Annotated in this window: 15 protein-coding genes; 8 read left to right on the top strand and 7 right to left on the bottom strand. The window is 75.4% G+C overall.

Annotated features, from left to right (window positions below; genetic code table 11):
- Positions 1 to 106 precede the first annotated feature (106 nt).
- Positions 107 to 1,222, bottom strand: a complete 1,116-nt coding sequence (locus OG715_RS29340; RefSeq protein ID WP_266274276.1) for an FAD-dependent monooxygenase — start codon at positions 1,220 to 1,222, stop codon at positions 107 to 109.
- A gap of 220 nt (positions 1,223 to 1,442) precedes the next feature.
- On the opposite strand from OG715_RS29340, the gene OG715_RS29335 reads away from it, so the two are divergent.
- The gene (locus tag OG715_RS29335) at positions 1,443 to 2,384 is read left to right on the top strand and encodes a TetR/AcrR family transcriptional regulator C-terminal domain-containing protein (RefSeq protein WP_266274277.1); all 942 of its coding nucleotides are present in this window, start codon (positions 1,443 to 1,445) and stop codon (positions 2,382 to 2,384) included.
- A gap of 8 nt (positions 2,385 to 2,392) precedes the next feature.
- On the opposite strand, the gene OG715_RS29330 is transcribed toward OG715_RS29335, so the two are convergent.
- Both OG715_RS29330 and OG715_RS29325 read right to left on the bottom strand, forming a co-directional pair.
- On the bottom strand, positions 2,393 to 2,980 hold the full coding sequence (locus tag OG715_RS29330; protein ID WP_266274278.1) for a hypothetical protein: 588 nt from the start codon (positions 2,978 to 2,980) through the stop codon (positions 2,393 to 2,395).
- A gap of 87 nt (positions 2,981 to 3,067) precedes the next feature.
- Positions 3,068 to 4,033: a GlxA family transcriptional regulator gene (locus OG715_RS29325; protein ID WP_266274279.1), complete on the bottom strand. Its 966-nt coding sequence runs from the start codon at positions 4,031 to 4,033 to the stop codon at positions 3,068 to 3,070.
- Positions 4,034 to 4,118: 85 nt separating this feature from the next.
- On the opposite strand from OG715_RS29325, the gene OG715_RS29320 reads away from it, so the two are divergent.
- Positions 4,119 to 4,736, top strand: coding sequence for a cysteine hydrolase family protein (locus tag OG715_RS29320; protein WP_266274280.1), 618 nt, complete (start codon positions 4,119 to 4,121; stop codon positions 4,734 to 4,736).
- On the opposite strand, the gene OG715_RS29315 is transcribed toward OG715_RS29320, so the two are convergent.
- Positions 4,729 to 5,082 carry a hypothetical protein gene (locus tag OG715_RS29315; protein WP_266274281.1) on the bottom strand — a complete coding sequence of 118 codons (354 nt, stop codon included), beginning with the start codon at positions 5,080 to 5,082 and terminating at the stop codon, positions 4,729 to 4,731. The genes OG715_RS29320 and OG715_RS29315 overlap by 8 nt on opposite strands.
- Before the next feature lie 133 nt (positions 5,083 to 5,215).
- On the opposite strand from OG715_RS29315, the gene OG715_RS29310 reads away from it, so the two are divergent.
- Positions 5,216 to 6,211 (top strand): sigma-70 family RNA polymerase sigma factor, encoded by a 996-nt coding sequence (locus tag OG715_RS29310; RefSeq protein WP_407661033.1) that lies wholly within the window; start codon positions 5,216 to 5,218, stop codon positions 6,209 to 6,211.
- An 89-nt stretch (positions 6,212 to 6,300) separates the two neighbouring features.
- Here the strand turns inward: OG715_RS29310 and OG715_RS29305 are convergent, their stop codons facing one another.
- The 3 genes from OG715_RS29305 to OG715_RS29295 form a co-directional block, all read right to left on the bottom strand.
- On the bottom strand, positions 6,301 to 7,869 hold the full coding sequence (locus OG715_RS29305) for a trypsin-like serine peptidase (RefSeq protein WP_266274282.1): 1,569 nt from the start codon (positions 7,867 to 7,869) through the stop codon (positions 6,301 to 6,303).
- 109 nt (positions 7,870 to 7,978) lie between these two features.
- Complete coding sequence (locus tag OG715_RS29300; protein ID WP_266274283.1) at positions 7,979 to 8,497, bottom strand: DinB family protein; 519 nt, start codon at positions 8,495 to 8,497, stop codon at positions 7,979 to 7,981.
- Between the two features lie 46 nt (positions 8,498 to 8,543).
- Positions 8,544 to 9,122, bottom strand: a complete 579-nt coding sequence (locus OG715_RS29295; RefSeq protein WP_266274284.1) for a nucleosidase — start codon at positions 9,120 to 9,122, stop codon at positions 8,544 to 8,546.
- A gap of 365 nt (positions 9,123 to 9,487) precedes the next feature.
- On the opposite strand from OG715_RS29295, the gene OG715_RS29290 reads away from it, so the two are divergent.
- The 5 genes from OG715_RS29290 (at position 9,488) to OG715_RS29270 (ending at position 17,602) form a co-directional block, all read left to right on the top strand.
- Positions 9,488 to 10,912, top strand: a complete 1,425-nt coding sequence (locus OG715_RS29290) for a hypothetical protein (protein WP_266274285.1) — start codon at positions 9,488 to 9,490, stop codon at positions 10,910 to 10,912.
- 15 nt (positions 10,913 to 10,927) lie between these two features.
- Positions 10,928 to 11,941: a glutamate ABC transporter substrate-binding protein gene (locus OG715_RS29285; RefSeq protein WP_266274286.1), complete on the top strand. Its 1,014-nt coding sequence runs from the start codon at positions 10,928 to 10,930 to the stop codon at positions 11,939 to 11,941.
- A 187-nt stretch (positions 11,942 to 12,128) separates the two neighbouring features.
- The gene (locus OG715_RS29280) at positions 12,129 to 13,631 is read left to right on the top strand and encodes a hypothetical protein (protein WP_266274287.1); all 1,503 of its coding nucleotides are present in this window, start codon (positions 12,129 to 12,131) and stop codon (positions 13,629 to 13,631) included.
- 5 nt (positions 13,632 to 13,636) lie between these two features.
- Positions 13,637 to 16,267 (top strand): serine/threonine-protein kinase, encoded by a 2,631-nt coding sequence (locus tag OG715_RS29275; protein ID WP_266274288.1) that lies wholly within the window; start codon positions 13,637 to 13,639, stop codon positions 16,265 to 16,267.
- A gap of 3 nt (positions 16,268 to 16,270) precedes the next feature.
- Complete coding sequence (locus OG715_RS29270; RefSeq protein WP_323182236.1) at positions 16,271 to 17,602, top strand: PP2C family protein-serine/threonine phosphatase; 1,332 nt, start codon at positions 16,271 to 16,273, stop codon at positions 17,600 to 17,602.
- The last annotated feature ends 268 nt before the right edge of the window (positions 17,603 to 17,870 follow it).

Below are 17,870 nucleotides of genomic sequence, written 5' to 3'. Positions count from 1 at the left end.
GGGACGGGAAACCTCGGTCATGGAACCAAAGGGTATCGGGCCGGGGACCGGTCCCGGTCACACGCACCCCGCGCCGGGGCCTGCCGACGTCCGGTTCGACGTCCGGTTATGCGGCGTCCAGGTCGATCGCGTTCTTCGCCCGCTCGACGGACTCCTCGGCCGCCGGGCCGCCGGGGTTCTCGGTGGCGAGGGCCTGGTTGAGGGTGACGAAGGGGCGCATCCGGCGCTCGTAGCGCTCGTAGGCCGCGCGGTGTCCGGCGCCGGTGTCGCGGGCCCGGCCGAGCTCCTGGGCGAGCACGTACGCGCCGACCAGGGCCAGGCTGGTGCCCTGGCCGGAGAGCGGCGAGGCGCAGTAGCCCGCGTCGCCGAGCAGGACGGTGCGGCCGGCCGACCAGGAGTCCAGGTGGATCTGCGCCATCACGTCCGCGTAGAAGTCGGTCGAGCGGTTCAGGGCGTCCAGCAGCCGGGTCCGCTCCCAGGGCAGCTCGGCCATCCGCTCGGCGACCGTCTTCCGGGCCGCCTCGGGGTCGCGCTCGACGGGCGTGTCGCTCGCCCAGCCGAAGACGATCCGCAGCTCGGTGTTGTCGCGCACCGGGTAGATGCCGTAGCCGGCGTCGCCGTCGCGCTGCCAGACCTGCCAGTCCTCCAGGCCGAGGAAGTTGTCGGCGGAGAAGATCGCCACATGGGTGCCGAGCGGGCTGAGGCAGTCCGCCTCCGGGCCGAAGGCCAGCCGCCGCACCCGGGAGTGGAGGCCGTCGGCGCCCACCACCAGGTCGAAGGTGCGCGGCTGCCCGTGCGCGAAGGTGGCGTGCACCCCGTGCTCGTCCTCGTGGAGCGCGGTGATGCTGTCGCCGTGGACGAACTCGATGCCCGCCGGGGCGTTGCCGTGGAGGATCTCCATCAGGTCGCCGCGCAGCAGTTCGACGTCCTCGCTGTCGAGTCGGCCGCTGCTGTAGGTGGCCTCCTCCGAGCGGTGCAGCTCGGTGCCGTCGGGGCCGAGCACGGACATCCCGCGCATCCGGGTGCGGACGGCGCGGACCTGCTCGGTGAGGCCGGTCCGCTCGATCACGTCGAGGGCGACGCCCCGGATGTCGACGGCCTGGCCCCCGGAGCGCGGGCCGGGGGCCAGCTCGACGACGGTCGGGGCGAAGCCCAGGCGGACCAGCCAGTGGGCGAGGGCGGTGCCGGCGATGCCGCCGCCGGAGACGAGGACGTTCTGCATGGTTGCTCCCCTGGTTCGTTGTGCCCGGTACGGCGCCTTCCGCCGTGAACACTCTGAACGTACGCTGTACATACAGAGCCCCGCAAGCCTCGAAATCGCAGGTCAGAGCCTTTTCTGAGCTAGTACAGCGGGCGCTTCCGGGCCGACTCCCCTGGTAGCGTCTGCGCTAGTACAGGCCGGGCGCGGCCGCCGAGAATCTCCCGAACAGGAGGGCGCCGCCGTGGCACCCGAGACGGACCCGCCGTTCCGCCGCATCGCCGCCGATCTCCGCCGCCGGATCACCACCGGCGAACTCGCCCCCGGCGCGCGCGTCCCCTCGAACCGGCGGCTCGCGCAGGACTGGGGCGTCGCCCTCGCCACCGCGACCAAGGCGCTCACCGTGCTCCGCTCGGAGGGCCTGGTCGAGGCCCGGCCCCGGGTCGGCACGGTGGTCGCCGCCGCCCCCTCCCCCGCCACCCGTTCACCTCAACCGTCCTCCCCCGAGGGCGAGTTGAGCCGCGAACGGCTGATCGCGGCCGCCCTGGGGATCGCCGACGCGGAAGGGCTCGCCGCCCTGTCCATGCGCGCCGTCGCGGCCCGGCTCGGCGTCGCCCCGATGACCGCCTACCGGTACGTCACCAGCAAGGACGAACTCGTCCTGCTCGCCGCCGACGCCGCCTTCGGCGAGGCCGGCTACCCCGCCGACCCGCCCGCCGGCTGGCGCCCCCGGCTCGAACTCGGCGCCCGCACCCTGTGGTCGCTGTTCCGCCGCCACCCCTGGCTCGCCGAACTCGGCCCCGTCACCAGGCCGTTGCTGCTGCCCAACCTGCTCACCCACGCCGAGTGGGCCCTCGCCGCCCTCGACGGCCACGGCCTCCCGGCCGCCACCGTCCTCGACATCCATGTGCTCTTCTACAGCTACATCGAGGGCCTCGCCGCCAACCTCGAACGCGAGGCCCGCGCCCAGGCCGCCACCGGCCTCACCGGCGACCAGTGGACCGACACCCGCTTCGCCGCCTTCGACACCCGCGCCGCCGCAGCCCGCTTCCCGGTCTTCACCCGCCTGACGGCCGAGTTGGACGAGGGCTACGACCTCGACCTCGACACCCTCTTCGAATCCGGCCTCGGCACCCTCCTCGACGGCCTCGCCCCGAGGATCGAGGGCACGGCAGGACGCAGCTGAGGGCCGCGTCACCAGCCGAGCTGGGCCTCACCGAGGACCTCGCCGCCGATGGCGGCGGCGAGCCTCCGCGCCCGGGGCTCGTCGCCGAACTTGCTCACATGGACGAAGACGGTGTGGTGCTCGGTCCGGCCGCCCCACTGGGCCTGGTCACCGTGGAACACGACCTGGACGCCGTCGTACTTCGGCGAACCACCACTGCCGGTCTCAGGGTCGGCCGGCCACCGGCCGTGCCAGTGGACGGCGGCCGTTCCCCGCCCTACAGCCGCCGCGAACCGCTCCTCCGCACTCCCCGTCGGGACGTCCACCATGACGTCCAGGGGAAGGTGCGGCTCCAGCGCGGCGTCCTCCGCCGTTCGCGGGTCGAGATCGAACCGGAGGAACTCCCCCGCCGGGCCGGTCCGCGCGTCCAGGTGGTCGAAACGCACTCCTGGCAGGACCTCGGCCATCCGCCGGACGTCGGCGGCCGTCAGCAGCTCGGCATAGAGAGAGACCTCGTCCTCGCACGTCTCCAGCAGCGCGCGCAGCCGCTCGGCCCGCGCGTACGCCTCCGCCGGGTCGGTGGTGCGGAAGACGGGGTACGCCCTGGAGTTGCCCATGGGCCGAACCGTCACACACCGGCACCGCCCTCCGCCATCGGATTCCGCCATCGGATTGCGCCCGGCGACGGCACCGAGTCCCGGACGTCAGCCCGCGTCCCGCCCCCGGAAGGTGCGGCGGTACTCGCGGGGCGGGATGCCGAGACGGGTGGTGAACGGCGGGCGCAGGGAGACCGCAGAGGCGAAGCCGCAGTGGACGGCGACCGCGTCGACCGGGAGGTCGGTGTCCTCAAGGAGGCGCTGGGCGGTGAGGATGCGCTGGTCGAGCAGCCAGCGCAGCGGGGTGGTGCCGGTCGCGGCGGTGAAGCGGCGGGCGAAGGTGCGTTCGGACATCAGGGCGAGGGCGGCCATCCGGCGGACGGTCCAGGGGGTGTCGAGGGCGGCCAGGACCTCGGTGCGGACGCGGGCGAGCGGGTCGTCCCCGGTGGGCGCGGGCTCCGGGACCGGGGAGGGGATGAACTGCGCCTGGCCGCCGGAGCGGAAGGGCGCGGTGACCATCGCGCGGGCGATCGACGCGGCCGCCCGTTCGCCGTGGGCCGCGCGGACCAGGTGCAGGCAGAGGTCGATGCCGGCCGCCACCCCGGCGGAGGTCCACAGCCGGCCCTCGCCGGTGAACAGCACCTCGGGCCGTACGTCCACCGCCGGGAAGCGCTCCGCCAGGTCGTCGGCGAGGGCCCAGTGGGTGGTGGCGGTGCGGCCGTCCAGCAGGCCCGCCTCGGCGAGGACGAAGGCGCCCGCGCAGAGCGAGGCGACGGTGACGCCGCGTTCGTGGGCGGTGCGCAGCGCGGCGAGCACGGCCGGGTCGCGCGACTCCTCCGGCCGCTCCACGCCGGGCACGACCACCAGGTCGCAGTCGGCCAGCGCGTCCAGACCGAAGTCCGGGACGCGTTCCAGCCCGCCGCCGAGCCGGACCCGGGCGCCGTCCGGACCGCAGACCCGCAGGTCGAAGGCGGGGACACCGGGGCGGCCCTCCTTCTCGGCCCAGACCTCGCCGATCACCGCGTAGTCGAACGGCCGCACCCCGTCGAAGACCAGACACCCCACCGTACGCATGGGGGAAGCGTAGTGGCAGGATCGTATCGATGGGTGGCTCCACCGCCGCTCACGGGTGCGCCCGGGCCCGCCGCAGCATGGACGCATGACGAACACCAGCGCCTTCGACGCCCCGCTCACCATCGACACCGACGCCGTCCTGGTCGTCATCGACGTCCAGAAGGGCTTCGAGGACACCGCGTTCTGGGGCGAGCGCGACAACCCCGAGGCCGAGCAGCGGATCGGCGAACTGATCGACGTGTGGCAGGCCACCGGGCGGCCGATCGTGGTCGCCCAGCACGCCTCCACCACCGGCCCGCTCGAACCGGGAACCCCCGGCTACGAGTTGAAGGACTTCGTGGCGGCGGTCGAGCCCGCGCTGCACATCACCAAGACGGTGAACAGCGCCTTCTACGGCACCCCGGACCTGCACGCCTGGCTCCAGGAGCGGGGCGCCCGGCAGGTGGTGGTCGCCGGGATCATCACCAATGTGTGCAACGAGACCACCGCCCGGATGGCGGGCAACCTCGGCTACGACACGGTCTTCCCGATCGACGCCATGCACGCCTTCGACATGGCCGGCCCGGACGGCGTGACCCTCCCGGCGGCCGAACTCGCCCGGGCCACCGCGACGGTGCTGCACGCGATGCGGTTCGCCAAGGTGGTGCCGACCTCGGCGGTGGCCGCGGCGGCGAAGACCGGCGCGCCCGCCGACATCAGCTGATCCCGAGCCGGCCGGCGGCGTCCGCCGGGAAGGTCTCGGCGAGGAATGCCTCCCAGCTGCGGGTGCCCCGGTCGGCGCCGGGCCGGGCGAGGTTGGCGCCCTCCCGGTAGCAGCGGCCCACCTTGCCCGGGGCGCGCAGCGGCAGCATCGGGCGGCGCTTCCCGGCGGCCAGCAGGTGGTCGCGGGTCAGGTCGCCGAGCGTGCGGACGGCCGGGCCCGCGAGGTCCGGGACGAGCCCGGCGGGCGCGGCCAGGGCGAGCCCGACCAGGCGCTCGGCGACGTCCCGCGAGTCCACCGGCTCCCAGCGGATGCCGCCCAGCTTCGGGACGACCGGCAGCTTGGCCAAACGGGAGCGTGGGTCGGGGTCGGGAGAGTCATGATCGTCACTCCTCGGCAGAACGGAGGCCGCGCTTCCGGCGGACCCGCTAGCTTCGTGTTTCCGGAGCTTTGACCCACGGCGGCAGAGGAATGTGACACGGGTGGACGAGAACTTTCTGGCGGCGGACGCGGCGGGCGCGGCGGCGGAGGCCGCGACCGCTGGGGGCGCCGGGTCGGGGGACGTGGACTCGTTCGAGGCGCACCGGCCGCACCTGCGGGCCGTCGCCTACCGGATGCTCGGATCGATCGCCGAGGCGGAGGACGCCGTCCAGGACACCTGGCTGCGCTACGACCGCACCGACACCTCCGAGGTGGAGAACCTCGGTGGCTGGCTGACCACGGTGGTCGGACGGATCTGCCTCAACCTGCTGCGTTCGCGGGCCCAGCGGCGCGAGGAGTCCTTCGAGTCCCGGGTCGGGGCGGGCGGCGGGGGCGGCGACATCGAGCCCTCGCGGATACCGGACCCGCTGCTCAGGCGGACGGACGCGCCGGACCCGGAGCAGGAGGTGCTGCTGGCCGACTCGGTCGGGCTGGCGCTGATGGTGGTCCTGGAGTCGCTCTCGCCCGCCGAGCGGGTGTCCTTCGTGCTGCACGACATGTTCGCGGTGCCGTTCGAGGAGATCGCCCCGCTGGTCGAGAAGTCCGCTGCGGCCACCCGGCAGTTGGCCAGCCGGGCCCGGCGCAAGGTGCAGGGCCGGGCGCCCGCGCCGGACCGGGACCTGGCCCGCCAGCGGGTGGCCGTCGACGCGTTCTTCGCCGCCACCCGCACCGGGGACCTCGACGCGCTGCTCGCGGTGCTGGACCCGGACGTGGTGCTGCGCGCCGACGGGGCCGCCGCCGGGCGGGAGCAGCGGCGTCCGGTGGTGCTCAACGGGGCCCGGACGGTCGCGGGCCAGGCGGTCATGTTCCGCAGCCTGTCGCCGTACGCGCGGCCGGCGCTGGTCAACGGCGCGGCGGGGGTCGTGGTGATCGGGGCGAACGGGCGGCCGGTGTCGATCATGGCGTTCACCGTGGTGGGCGGCGTGATCGTGGCGATCGACGTGCTCACCGACCCGGACCGGCTGGCCGCGCTGGACCTCACGGCGTTCGCCGACTGAGCGACCTCGACGCGGGCGAACGCGGCCGCCCCCGCACACCGAGGTGTGCGGGGGCGGCCGTCGTAGGTCCTTCATACGTCCTGGGGGCGTCAGCCCTTCTTGGAGATGAAGTCGTACGCACCGGCGGCGACGTCGTCCAGGTACGGGCCGGCCTGGAACTTCGGGTCACCGGTGTGCTGGCCGACCGAGACATTGCTGACCAGCGCCGGACTGCCGTCCTTGACCGCCAGCCAGCCGCCGCCGCTGGACCCGCCGGTCATGGTGCAGCCGATGGCGTGCATCGGCGGGCGGGCCGGGTCGTAGGACAGCCGGGTCGGCCGGCCGCTCTCGCAGCGGTTGAGCTCCATGCCGTCGAACGGCGGGGCCGCCGGGTAGCCGTACTCGGTGATGCTGAGCTGCTCGCGCGGGGCGTTGAACCAGACCGGCACGGCGCCGCCGACCGTCTCCTCCAGCGACTTGCCGCCCTCACCGGGCTGCACCCGGATGATCGCGAAGTCGTACTGGGTGGCCGGTGAACCGCCGTCCCCGCCCTCGGCCTTCCACTGCGGCGAGGTGACCGCCTGGGTGGCGTTCCAGATGCCGAGCGGCGCGTACTGCGCCTCCTCGGCCTGCTTGCCGCCGCTCAGCGCGCCGGTGCTGTTGAACGCCGGGATGAAGGAGATGTTGCTGAAGTACTTGCCGCCCTTGCCCTGGTGGATGCAGTGGCCGGCCGTCCAGACCAGGTTGCTCTTGCCGGGGTGGGCCGGGTCGGCGACCACGGTGGCGGAGCACTGGTAGTGGCTCAGCCCGGCGGCGGCCTCGGCGCCGCTGCCCGGCGCGTCCGCGAACAGCTTCCCGTGCACGGCGACCTTGGTGTACGGGTGCGGGAGCGGCTGGGCGTTGACGGTCTTCGGCAGCGGGTCGTTGCCGTTGTCGGCGGGCTTCGCGGGCTGGGCGGGCGGCTGCGCGGGCTGCGCCGGGGCCTGCGAGGGCTGGGCCGGTGCGGGCGGAGCCTGGGTGGGCTGCGCGGGCTGGGCCGGGGCCTGGGTGGGCTGGGCCGGCGGGGCCGGGGCCTGCGAGGCCGGCTGCTGGGTGTTCGACGGCTTCGGCGCTGCGGGCGGTGAGGTCGGGTGCCCCGGCTGGGTGGGCTGGCCGGCCGGCGGCTTGCCGGGCGTGGTGGCCGGGGCCGTCGGCGCACCGGGCGCCGTCGGCTGCCCGGGCTGGGGCGGCTGCGAAGGCTTGGCGGGCTGCGAGGGCTGGGCCGGCTGCGAGGGCTGGGCCGGCTGCGAGGGCTGCGCCGGGGCCTGGGTCGGCTGGGCCGGTGCGGCCGGCGGGGCCGGCGGGGCCGGGGGCGGCGGGAGCGGCTCGTTGGGCTTGGCCTTGAGCAGCTTGTCCAGCGTCCAGAAGCCCTTGGCGGCGGCCGGGAGGGCGTAGTCCTTCGCCCACTTCTCCCAGTCGTCGAACTTCCACTTCTTCAGGTCTTCGAGGTTGGCCGGCAGCCCGATGTTCGGCGCCGCGCCCGCGCCCGCACCCGCCGTGACGGCGGTGTCGGCCGAGCTGTTGTCCGGGCCGCAGGCCGCGGTGGTGAGCAGCGTCAGTGCGAGCGCCGAGGCGCCGAGCGCCGTCCTGGCGGCGTGCGCGGTGCGACGGCGCCCGCTGCTTCTGTCAGAAAAAGACATGAACTTGTATTCCCCCTGTGTGAAAAACACCCGGCGCCGCCGGAGCGGCACCGGGTACTGCGCGGGGGAGTATTCCACTCTCCGTCAGGACGGCGGCCACTCGCCCCCGTCAGCGGCCCACCGAACCGTCCAGCAGCTCCCGCAGGATGTCGGCGTGGCCGGCGTGCCGCCCGGTCTCCTCGATCATGTGGACGAGCAGCCAACGCATCGACGGCGCCTCGGCGTTGGGCCGCAGCGAGCGCACACCGGGGCGGTCCGGCCAGGGCGCCGCCGAGACGATCACCTCGTTGGCCCGGGCGATCGCCTCCCGGTACGCGGCCACCGACCCGGCCACCGTCTCGTCGCCGGGCGAGGGCGCGTCGTCGTCCCACAGTTCGACGTCGTCCCCCCGGTAGGCCCAGAGGAACCAGTTGAGTTCGACGGCGGTGAGGTGGCGCACCAGCCAGAGCAGGCTCGTCCCGGAGGCGACGCCGGGGCGGCGGGCGTCCTCGTCGGACAGTCCGTCGGTCTTGGCGATCACACAGGTGCGCAGGTAGTCGAGGAAGGTGAGCAGCGTGGTGTGCTCGTCGGCGTTCAGCCCCGGCGGCCGGAGGTCGGCCCGCACGGGCGCGTGGCTGTTTTCGGTCACCCGGCCACCCTAGGTCGCGCCACCCACAGCGATGTCCCTCGGACCGTCACCAGCCCTGGGCGTGCAGCCAGTCGGCCAGGTGTCGGGCGCAGTCGTCGACCGACTCCCGCCAGGCGCGGGCGGCGCCGTCGCCCGCCTCGTCGCTGACGTGCTTGACCAGGCGGACCGGCAGGCCGGCCCGGTGGGCGACCGCGGCGACGGCGTAGCCCTCCATGTCCACCAGGTCCGCGTGCTGGGCGAGGCGGTCCCGGGCGGCCGGGTCGGAGACGAAGAGGTCGCCGGTGGCCAGGACCGGCCCGTCGCCGCCCTTGCCGACGACCAGCGGCGCGCCGTAGGTGCGGCCGGTGAGGGCGTACAGGGTGGGGGTGTCCAGGTCGTGCTGGATCACCTGGGTGACGGTGTGGGTGCCCTCCCAGCCGGGGCGCAGGGCGCCGGCGGTGCCGAGGTTCACCACCTCGGAGGGATGCCGCCCCCCGGCGAGGACGGTGGCCAGCGCGGCCGCGGCGTTGACCTTGCCGATGCCGGTGAGCAGCACCGGAAGGCGGTCGCCGAGGTGGGCGGCCTCCTCCCGGACGGCGACGACGAGCAGCGGACGGTCGGCGGAGATGGTTCCCAGAAGGCGCATGGCGTCATCGTACGAAGGACCCGGCGGCCGGGGCGGACCCGCACCGCTCGCGCCCCGGGGAGCGTGCCGGACCGGTTCGCGCCGCCGGGCGCGCCACTGACACCCCGGCGCAGACACCCGGCCCGGGCGCGACTCCCGCACAAACGGACCCTAATCCTCCGGTCAACTCGGGAACCGCGTAGGGTGCGTGCCGCGTCGACCCGTTCGCCGCACGGCCCGAGGGGGGACCCGGGCCGACGCGCGAAGCAGGACGGACAGCTCAAGATCCGCGCAACTCGGGTGTGGCCGCGGGGAGTGACGGCCATACTGCTGGCAACGGCCGGGCCCCCGAAGCGGGGGGCGGGCCTCAGGGGAGGGGGTGGCTGGTGGCGACACCGGTACGCACGGAGGGGCCGGGCGCGCACACGCCGGAGCGGCCCGCGGGTACGGTGCCGGCCCAGCGACGGGCCGGCGGCACGGGGGCGGTGGCCCTGCCGACCGGGCCGCTCGCCCGGCTGGGGCGGGCCACCCGGACGGCGCCCGGACGGCTGCGGCTGGCCGGAGCGCTGCTCGTGGTGCTGACCCTGGCGTTCGGCGCGCTGACCGCCGCCCAGGTGAACTCCCGGGCCGCGGCGGCGCAGCGGGTGGTCGACAACAGCCATCCGCTGAGCCAGGCGGCCGCCGACATCAACCGCTCGCTGGCGGACGCGGACGCCACCGCCGCCACCGGCTTCCTGCTGGCGGGCGCCGAACCGCGCGCCGTACGGGAACGCTACGAGCAGGACCTCAGGACGGCCTCCCAGCTGATCACCGAATCCGCCTCCCGCACCCCCGCCTCGTCGCAGCTGAGGGAGCTGCTCTCCACGCTGAACCAGCAGGTGCCGGTGTACGCGGGGCTGGTGGAGACCGCCCGGGCCAACAACCGGCAGGGCTACCCGCTCGGCGGCGCCTACCAGCGGTACGCCTCCGAGCAGATGCGCTCCGTGCTGCTGCCGGCCGCCGCGCAGTTCTCGGCCGCCGAGAACGCGCTGCTGGCCGAGGACATGAAGGCGGCCCGGGCCACCCCGTGGGCCGGGTACGCGCTGGGCCTGCTGGCGCTGGCCGGACTGTTCTGGGTGCAGCTGACGCTGTTCCGGCGGACCAACCGGGTCTTCAACATCGGGCTGATGGCGGCCACCGCCTCCGTGCTGGCCGCGGTGCTGTGGCTGACGGCGGCCGCGACCGGCGCCTCGACGGCGCTGGCGCGCGGCGACCGCGAGGGCGGAGTGCCGCTGCGGGCGCTGAACGCGGCCCGGGTGGACGTGCTGACGGCCCGCCTGGCGGAGAACCTCCACTACGTGGCGCGCGGCTCCAGCGGCGTCTACGCCGACCTGTGGTCGAAGACCACGGAGCACCTGTTCACGTCCGACCCCGGGCGCGGCACCGGGCCCGGCACCCTGGTGCAGGCCCAGTCGCTGGCACCGCGGGAGGCCGGGGCCAAGCTCGCCCAGGCCATGGCCGACTACCAGCAGTGGCGCGAGCGGCACACCGCCGCGACCAAGCTGGAGAACGAGGGCGACTACCAGGCCGCGCTGGACGCCACCGTGACGGCCCGGGAGGCGGACGCGCCGAGGACGGCCGAGGCCGCGTTCGCCGCCGCCGACCGGGAGCTCGCCGAGGCGGCGGTGCTGGAGGAGGGCGAGTTCCGGGACGCCGCGCTGGGCGTCGACAAGGATCTGCGCACCGCGGCCGCGGCGATCGCGGTGCTGGGCCTGCTGGCCGCCGCCGCGGCGCTGGGCGGCCTCGGCCGCCGACTGGCCGAGTACCGGTAGAGGGGCGACGGAAACATGGTCACGAGCACAAGCACGAGCACCGGTCGGGACCGGGGCCGGGGCCGGGCGGCCGCGCTGCGCGGGGCCCGGACGGCGGTGGCGCTGGCACTGCTGGCGAGCGGCGCCCTGGTCCTGGGCGCGGGCGGGCCGCAGGAGTCCTCCCCCGCGGCGGGCACACCGCGCCAGGTACCGCTGGCGGCGCAGCAGGAGCAGGCCGGGCAGTCGGAGCAGAGCGGCCAGGCCGACTGCGACCTGTACCGGAGCGTCCCGCCGAGCACCGAGGACGGCCCGGCGGTGAAGGCGATCAAGGCCAAGCGCAGCCTGGTCGTCGGCGTCGACCTGAACAGCTACCGGTGGGGCTCGCGCAACCCCAACACCGGCCAGGTGGAGGGCTTCGACATCGACCTCGCCCGGGCGATCGGCACCGCGATCACGGGCGATCCGGACAAGGTCGTGCTGAAGGCGGTGCCGACCGCCGACCGGATCAAGTTCATCCAGGAGGGCCGGGTCGACATCATCGTCCGGACCATGTCGATCACCTGCGAGCGGATGGAGCAGGTGGCCTTCTCCCGCCCCTACTTCACCACCAGCCAGCGGGTCCTGGTGCCGCGCTCCTCCCCCGCGAAGAGCATGGACGAGGCGCTGAACGGCGCCACCGCCTGCGCCGCCTCCGGCTCGTCGGCCGAGGAGGAGCTGAAGACCCGTCCGGTCAAGCAGCTGATCACCGTGCAGAACCACCTCGACTGCCTGGTGCTGATGCAGCTGGGCAAGGTCGACGTCACCATGACCGACGACGGGCTCGCGGCCAGCCAGGCCGCGCAGGACCAGACCGTCCGGGTGCTCGACGGCGAGGTGCGGCCGGGTGTGATGGGCGTCGCGATGCTGAAGACCAGCACCGATCTGACGGCCCGGGTGAACCAGGTGCTCAACGACTACTACACCGGCGGCAGCTGGCGGCGGGCGTACGACACCTGGCTGAAGCCCTACCTGCTGGACGACGCCGACCGGCACTGGCCGACGCCCCGGTGACGGGAGCCGCGGGCCGCACTGACGGTTCCTTGACGACCGGGCCCGGCCCGGTGGCGGGGGCGCACGCTAGGGTCGGGGCGGATTCCCCGGGAACCGGAACAGCCGGGCCCGGAACCACGGAGTACGGCACGGCCCAGCACGGAACCACGGCACACGGCACACGGCAGGCGGAGGAGGGAAGGGAACGATGGCGGCTTCGGCCGGCCCGGCACTGAGCCGGGAGGAGGTGGACCGCGCGCTGGCGCGCCTCGGCGCGGAACGCGACGCGGTCGAGTCCGCGCTGCTCTCGCTCCAGGACCACCCGGGCCTGCGCCTGCTCGACGGCGCCGGACTGACCGGGCGGACCCTGGAGCGCTGGTCCGTCGTCGGACAGGGCCTGCCGCTGCTGTGGGCGCTGTTCGACCGCTACTCGGAGGCGCTGGCCTCGGCACGCGCGGTCCGGGCCCGCAGGGCCAAGCCCGGCGGGCCCGAACTCGCCGAGCTCAGCGAGCTGCTGACCGGCGACGCGGTCACCGTGCCCGGTGGCGCGCCGGACGGCCCGCAGCGGCTCGGCGCGCCCGCCCGGCTGGTCGAACGGGTCAGCCTGGAAGAGCTCATGGAGCGGATGAACTCCTGGTACGCCACCGTGCTGGAGGTGGTCTCGGCGGCCGACGCGGTCTGGACGGCGCTGCCGGCCCGGATCGACCTGCTGATCGCCGAACTGCGCCGGGTGCAGACCCTGGCGGCCTCGCTCGGCGTGCGCTCCGGCACCCACCCGCTCGGCGACGACCTGGAGGCGCTGGACGCCGACCTGGAAGGGCTGCGGGCCGAGGTCCGCGCCGACCCGCTCGCCCTCTGGCGGCCCGCCAGGGTCCCGGCCCAGCGCGGCACGGTGCCGGACGGCGGCGCCTCGGCCCTCCCCTCCGGCGTGGTGGACACCGAGCGCTTCGACCGGGCCGGGCGGGCGCTGGACGGCGTCCGGCAGGAGCTGGAGAACCTGCTGCGGCTGCGCGACGACGCCGAGGAGCGGCTGCAGGGCGTCGGCGACCTGCTCCAGCGGGCCGACGCCACCCTGGCCGAGGCCCGCCGGGCGCGCGGCGAGGTGCTGGCGAAGATCGCCGCCACCGAGGTCCCGGCCGTCCCCGGCCCGGCCTCGGCGCTGCGGGAACGGATCGTGCTGGCGCTGGAGCTGCGGCAGAACGGGCAGTGGTACCGGCTGGCGCCGCTGCTCGACGCGCTGGAGGACGCCGCCGCCAAGGAACTGGCCCGGGCCCGGCAGTCGCTCACCGAGGTGACCCAGCCGCTGGCCGTCCGGGCCGAACTGCGCGGGCGCCTGGACGCGTACAAGGCGATGGCGGCCCGGCTCCGGGTGTCCGAGGACCCGGTGGTGCTGGAGCGCTACGAGAAGGCGCGCTGGCTGCTCTGGAGCGCGCCGTGCGACCTGCGGGCCGCGGCCGGCGCGGTGGCCCGGTTCCAGCAGGCGCTACGACCGGCACCGGGCGAGCCCGGGGCGGGCGCGGGCGCGGCGGAGCCGGGCGGTGCCGGGTACGGCGGCGGCACCGGGTACGGCGGTGCCGGGCCGAGCGCGGCCGGGTACGGCGGCACGGTTCAGGACAGGATCGAACGGGACGGGATCGGGCGGGGCGGGGCGGCGGCCGGCGGGGAGCCGGCCGACGGACAGGCTGTCGACGGACGGGTACAGGGGGGCTGACGGTGATGGGCGAGACGTGCGTACGACCGGAGTGCGGCACCGGGACGATCGACGCGGACGGCTACTGCGACGAGTGCGGCCTCGCCCCGGCGAGCACCACCTCGACGCGTGCGGGCACCGGGTCGACACCTGCGGGCGCCGGGTCGGGCCGGACCGGGACCGGCACGGCGACGGGCGCCGGCACGGCGACCGGGACCGGCCGCGGGACGGCCGCGGAACGGAGGACCGTCGCCGGACCTGGTGACCCCTGCCCGCGCGACTGCGCCGGGACGGTCGACCCCGACGGCTACTGCGACGAGTGCGGCCTCGGCGCCGCCTCGGCCCCCCTGACCGGCGGCCAGGACACCGGCCCGGCCCACAGCTCCTCCGTCCGCAGCTCCTCGGTCCGCAGCGGTTCGGCCCGTTCGCTGTCCGGCCGGTCCCGCTCGCACCGCTCCACCCGCACCGGCAGCAGCCGCTCGGTCTCGGTGCGCAGCAGCCGCGGCAGCAGCTCCGCCGGCCGGCACCGGCTGGGCGCCGGCCTGGTGACGGTGCCGACCGTCCCGGCCGCCGATCCGTCACTGGCGGTGCTGGAGAACCCGGAGGTGCCGGAGCGCAAGCGGTTCTGCTCCAAGTGCGACACCCCCGTGGGCCGGGACCGGAACGGCCGGCCCGGTCGCCCGGACGGCTTCTGCACCAAGTGCGGCACCCCGTACTCGTTCACCCCCAAGCTGCGCCGCGGCGACCTGGTCGGCGGGCAGTACGAGGTGGTCGGGTGCCTGGCGCACGGCGGGCTCGGCTGGATCTACCTGGCGGTCGACCGGCGGGTCAACGACAAGTGGGTGGTACTCAAGGGCCTGCTGGACACCGGGGACGAGGACGCCCTGGCGGTGGCCGTCGCCGAGCGCCGCTTCCTGGCCGAGGTGGACCACCCGAACATCGTCCGCATCATCAACTTCGTCGAGCACCCGGACCTGCGGACCGGCGCCACCGACGGCTACATCGTGATGGAGTACGTCGGCGGCAAGTCCCTGAAGGACATCGCCAACGAGCGCCGCCTGCCGGACGGACGGCGCGACCCACTGCCGGTCGAGCAGGCGATCGCGTACGGGCTGGAGGCGCTGCCCGCGCTGGGCTACCTGCACTCCCGGGGCCTGGTGTACTGCGACTTCAAGATCGACAACGTGCTGCAGAGCGGCGACGCGCTCAAGATCATCGACATGGGCGCCGTCCGCCGCCTCGACGACGACGGCCCGATCTACGGCACCATCGGCTACCAGGCGCCCGAGATCGCCACCGACGGCCCCTCCCCCGCCTCCGACCTCTACACGGTGGCCCGCACCCTGGCCGTCCTCAGCTTCGACTTCCAGGGCTACTCGACCACCTACCGCGAGACCCTGCCCGGCCCCGAGTCGGTCCCGGTCTTCGCCTCCTACGAGTCCTACTACCGCCTGCTGGTCCGTGCCACCGACCCGGACCCGGCCCGCCGGTTCGGCTCCGCCGAGGAGATGGCCGACCAGCTCACCGGCGTGCTGCGCGAGGTGCTCGCGCTCCAGGACGGCCGGGCCAGGCCCGCGCAGTCCACCCTGTTCGGCCCCGAACTCCGGGTCGTCGACACCGAGCTGGTGGCCACCACGGTGCGCCCCGGAGAACTGCGGCTGACCGCCGTCGACCCGGCCGCCGCCGCGCTCGCGCTGCCCGTCCCCCGGGTCGACCCGGCCGACCCGAACGCCGGCTTCCTCGCCACCCTGCTGGCCGCCGACCCCGCGGAGGCGCTCACCGCACTGGACGGCGCCCCCACCGACTCGGTGGAACGGCGGCTGCGAGCCCTGCGCGCCCTGCTCGAACTCGGCCGCCCGCACCAGTCCGCCGAGGCGCTGGCCGCGCTGGAGAAGGACCACCCGGACGACTGGCGGGTGGTCTGGTACCGGGGCCTGGCCTCCCTGGTCACCGCCGCCGGGGCCGAGGCCGGAGCCGGTACCGCCGCGGGCGGGGGCACTGAGGGGGAACCGGCCCGCGAACGGGCCCTGCGCGCCGCCGCCGAGGCCTTCGACGCCGTCTACGACGCCTTCCCCGGCGAGGCCGCCCCCAAGCTGGCCCTCGCCGTCTGCGCCGAACTCCTCGGCGACGGCGGCGACGCGGCCGAGTTCTACCGCCTGGTGTGGAGCACCGACCAGAGCTACCTGAGCGCCGCCTTCGGGCTGGCCCGGGTCCGGCTCGCCGACGACGACCGGGCCGGCGCAGTCGCCGCCCTGGAGACCGTCCCGGCCACCTCCAGCCAGTACACCGCCGCCCGGATCGCCGCCGTCCGGGCCCGGCTGCGCGAGCGGCCCACCACCGACCCGCTCGGCGCCGACCTCGGCGCGAGCTCCGAGCAGCTGACCGCGCTGCGCCTGGACGACCGCCGCCGCGAGGAACTCGCCGTCGAGGTGCTCGGCGCGGCGCTCGGCTGGGTCACCGCCGGCTCCCCCGGGGGAACCGGCACGGGCCCGGCGACGGGCGAGGTCAGCGTGCTGGGACGGCCCGCGGTGGAAAGGGAACTGCGGTTCGCCCTGGAGCAGTCCTACCGGGTACTCGCCCGGTTGGCCGACCGGGCCGAGACCAGGATCGAGATGGTGGAACGGGCCAACCGGGCCCGTCCCAGGACGTGGGTGTAACTGATGCCGCAGCAGACCGTGTGCCAGAGCTGTGCCGAGCCGATGGACCCGGAGGACGTCTTCTGCGGGTCCTGCGGGGCCGGCCGGGACGGCCGTCCCGCCCCCGGCGCGATGCCGGCCGGCTGGTCCGCCGCCCGGCCCGGCAGCGGGGAGGAGCACCCGCCGACCCTGCCCAACACCCCCTCCGTGCCCGCCCAGGCCGACCGGAGCGCGGTCGGCTGCGCGCACTGCGGACTCCACCAGGTGACCCCCGACGGCTACTGCGAGGCCTGCGGCCGCGCCCAGCCGCGCCCCCGCGACCACATGGAGAAGGCGCTGGCCGGCGTCGCCGGAGTCAGCGACCGCGGCCTGCGGCACCACCGCAACGAGGACTCCTTCACCATCGCCGCCTCCTCGCTGCCCGGCGGCGACCCGGTCGTGGTGGCCGTGGTCTGCGACGGCGTCTCCTCCTCCGACCGGCCCGACCAGGCCTCCGAGACCGCGGTCGACGCCGCCTCCGAGTCGCTGCTCAGCTCGCTGGAGGCGGGCACCGACCCGACCCGGGCGATGCGCCGGGCGATCGCCGACGCGGCCGACGCGGTGGCCGCCCTCGCCACCGACGGCACCCGGCCGCTCCGGCCCGACGTCAACGCCCCGGCCTGCACCTACGTCAGCGCGATCGCGTCCGGCGGCCGGATCACCATCGGCTGGGTCGGCGACACCCGGGCCTACTGGATCCCCGACGACCGGGTCGCCGCCGAGCCGTTCCGGCTCACCCAGGACGACTCCTGGGCGGCCCGGATGGTCGAGGCCGGGCTGATGGGCGAGGCCGAGGCGTACGCGGACCCGCGCGCCCACGCCATCACCGGCTGGCTCGGCGCGGACGCCGAGGAGGTCGTGCCGCACACCCTCGACTTCACCCCGCACGTGCCCGGCGTGCTGCTGGTCTGCACCGACGGCCTGTGGAACTACGCCGAGGCCGCCACCGACCTGGCGTACTACGTCCGGCCGGACGCCCGGACCGAACCGCTGGCCGCCGCGCAGTCGCTGGTGAAGTTCGCCGTCGCGGCCGGCGGGCACGACAACATCACCGTCGCCGTGCTGCCGATCGACCCGTCCCCGGCGGCCCGGGGCACCGGGGAGGACGCCCGGACCGCGACCGCGCTGGACCTGCCGGTGATCACCGCGACCGGCGCGGCGTACGGGAGCGACGCTGCGGACGAGGAGGAGGACCACGCGCCGACCCTGCCGGACATCCCGGTGATCGGCTCGCCCGCCGCCCCGCTGCCCCCGGTCCCGCCGCCGCCCGCCGTGCCGCCCCGCCCGCCCGTGCCGCCGGTGCCACCGGCCCGCTGACCCGCCCGCACCGCCGGGGCCCGCGCCCCCTCGGCGCGGGCCCCGGCGCGCGGTCCGCGACAGGCCGCGGGCACCGGACCCCCGCACCGGACCCCCGCACCGGACGACCCGCACCGGACGACCCGCACCGAACCGCGAGCCCCGAGCGCAGGACACCGGACACCGAGCACCGAGCCGGCCGCCCGGGCCGCAAGCACCGAGCGACCACCCGCGCCCCGTCCCACCGGCGCGGCCACCACCCGCGCACCATCCGACGATCCGACGGGAG

Origin of the sequence: Kitasatospora purpeofusca (assembly GCF_036010405.1) — a bacterium.
GTDB classification, from domain to species: domain Bacteria; phylum Actinomycetota; class Actinomycetes; order Streptomycetales; family Streptomycetaceae; genus Kitasatospora; species Kitasatospora purpeofusca.
This window is presented reverse-complemented; position numbering and strand designations above follow the sequence as displayed.

Bases quoted from the DNA above. Each gene is read 5' to 3' on its own strand.
- OG715_RS29340 (WP_266274276.1), bottom strand. From the start codon at position 1,222: ATGCAGAACGTCCTCGTCTCCGGCGGCGGCATCGCCGGCACCGCCCTC.
- OG715_RS29330 (WP_266274278.1), bottom strand. From the start codon at position 2,980: ATGGGCAACTCCAGGGCGTACCCCGTCTTCCGCACCACCGACCCGGCG.
- OG715_RS29325 (WP_266274279.1), bottom strand. From the start codon at position 4,033: ATGCGTACGGTGGGGTGTCTGGTCTTCGACGGGGTGCGGCCGTTCGAC.
- OG715_RS29320 (WP_266274280.1), top strand. From the start codon at position 4,119: ATGACGAACACCAGCGCCTTCGACGCCCCGCTCACCATCGACACCGAC.
- OG715_RS29305 (WP_266274282.1), bottom strand. From the start codon at position 7,869: ATGTCTTTTTCTGACAGAAGCAGCGGGCGCCGTCGCACCGCGCACGCC.
- OG715_RS29295 (WP_266274284.1), bottom strand. From the start codon at position 9,122: ATGCGCCTTCTGGGAACCATCTCCGCCGACCGTCCGCTGCTCGTCGTC.
- OG715_RS29285 (WP_266274286.1), top strand. From the start codon at position 10,928: ATGGTCACGAGCACAAGCACGAGCACCGGTCGGGACCGGGGCCGGGGC.
- OG715_RS29280 (WP_266274287.1), top strand. From the start codon at position 12,129: ATGGCGGCTTCGGCCGGCCCGGCACTGAGCCGGGAGGAGGTGGACCGC.
- OG715_RS29275 (WP_266274288.1), top strand. From the start codon at position 13,637: ATGGGCGAGACGTGCGTACGACCGGAGTGCGGCACCGGGACGATCGAC.
- OG715_RS29270 (WP_323182236.1), top strand. From the start codon at position 16,271: ATGCCGCAGCAGACCGTGTGCCAGAGCTGTGCCGAGCCGATGGACCCG.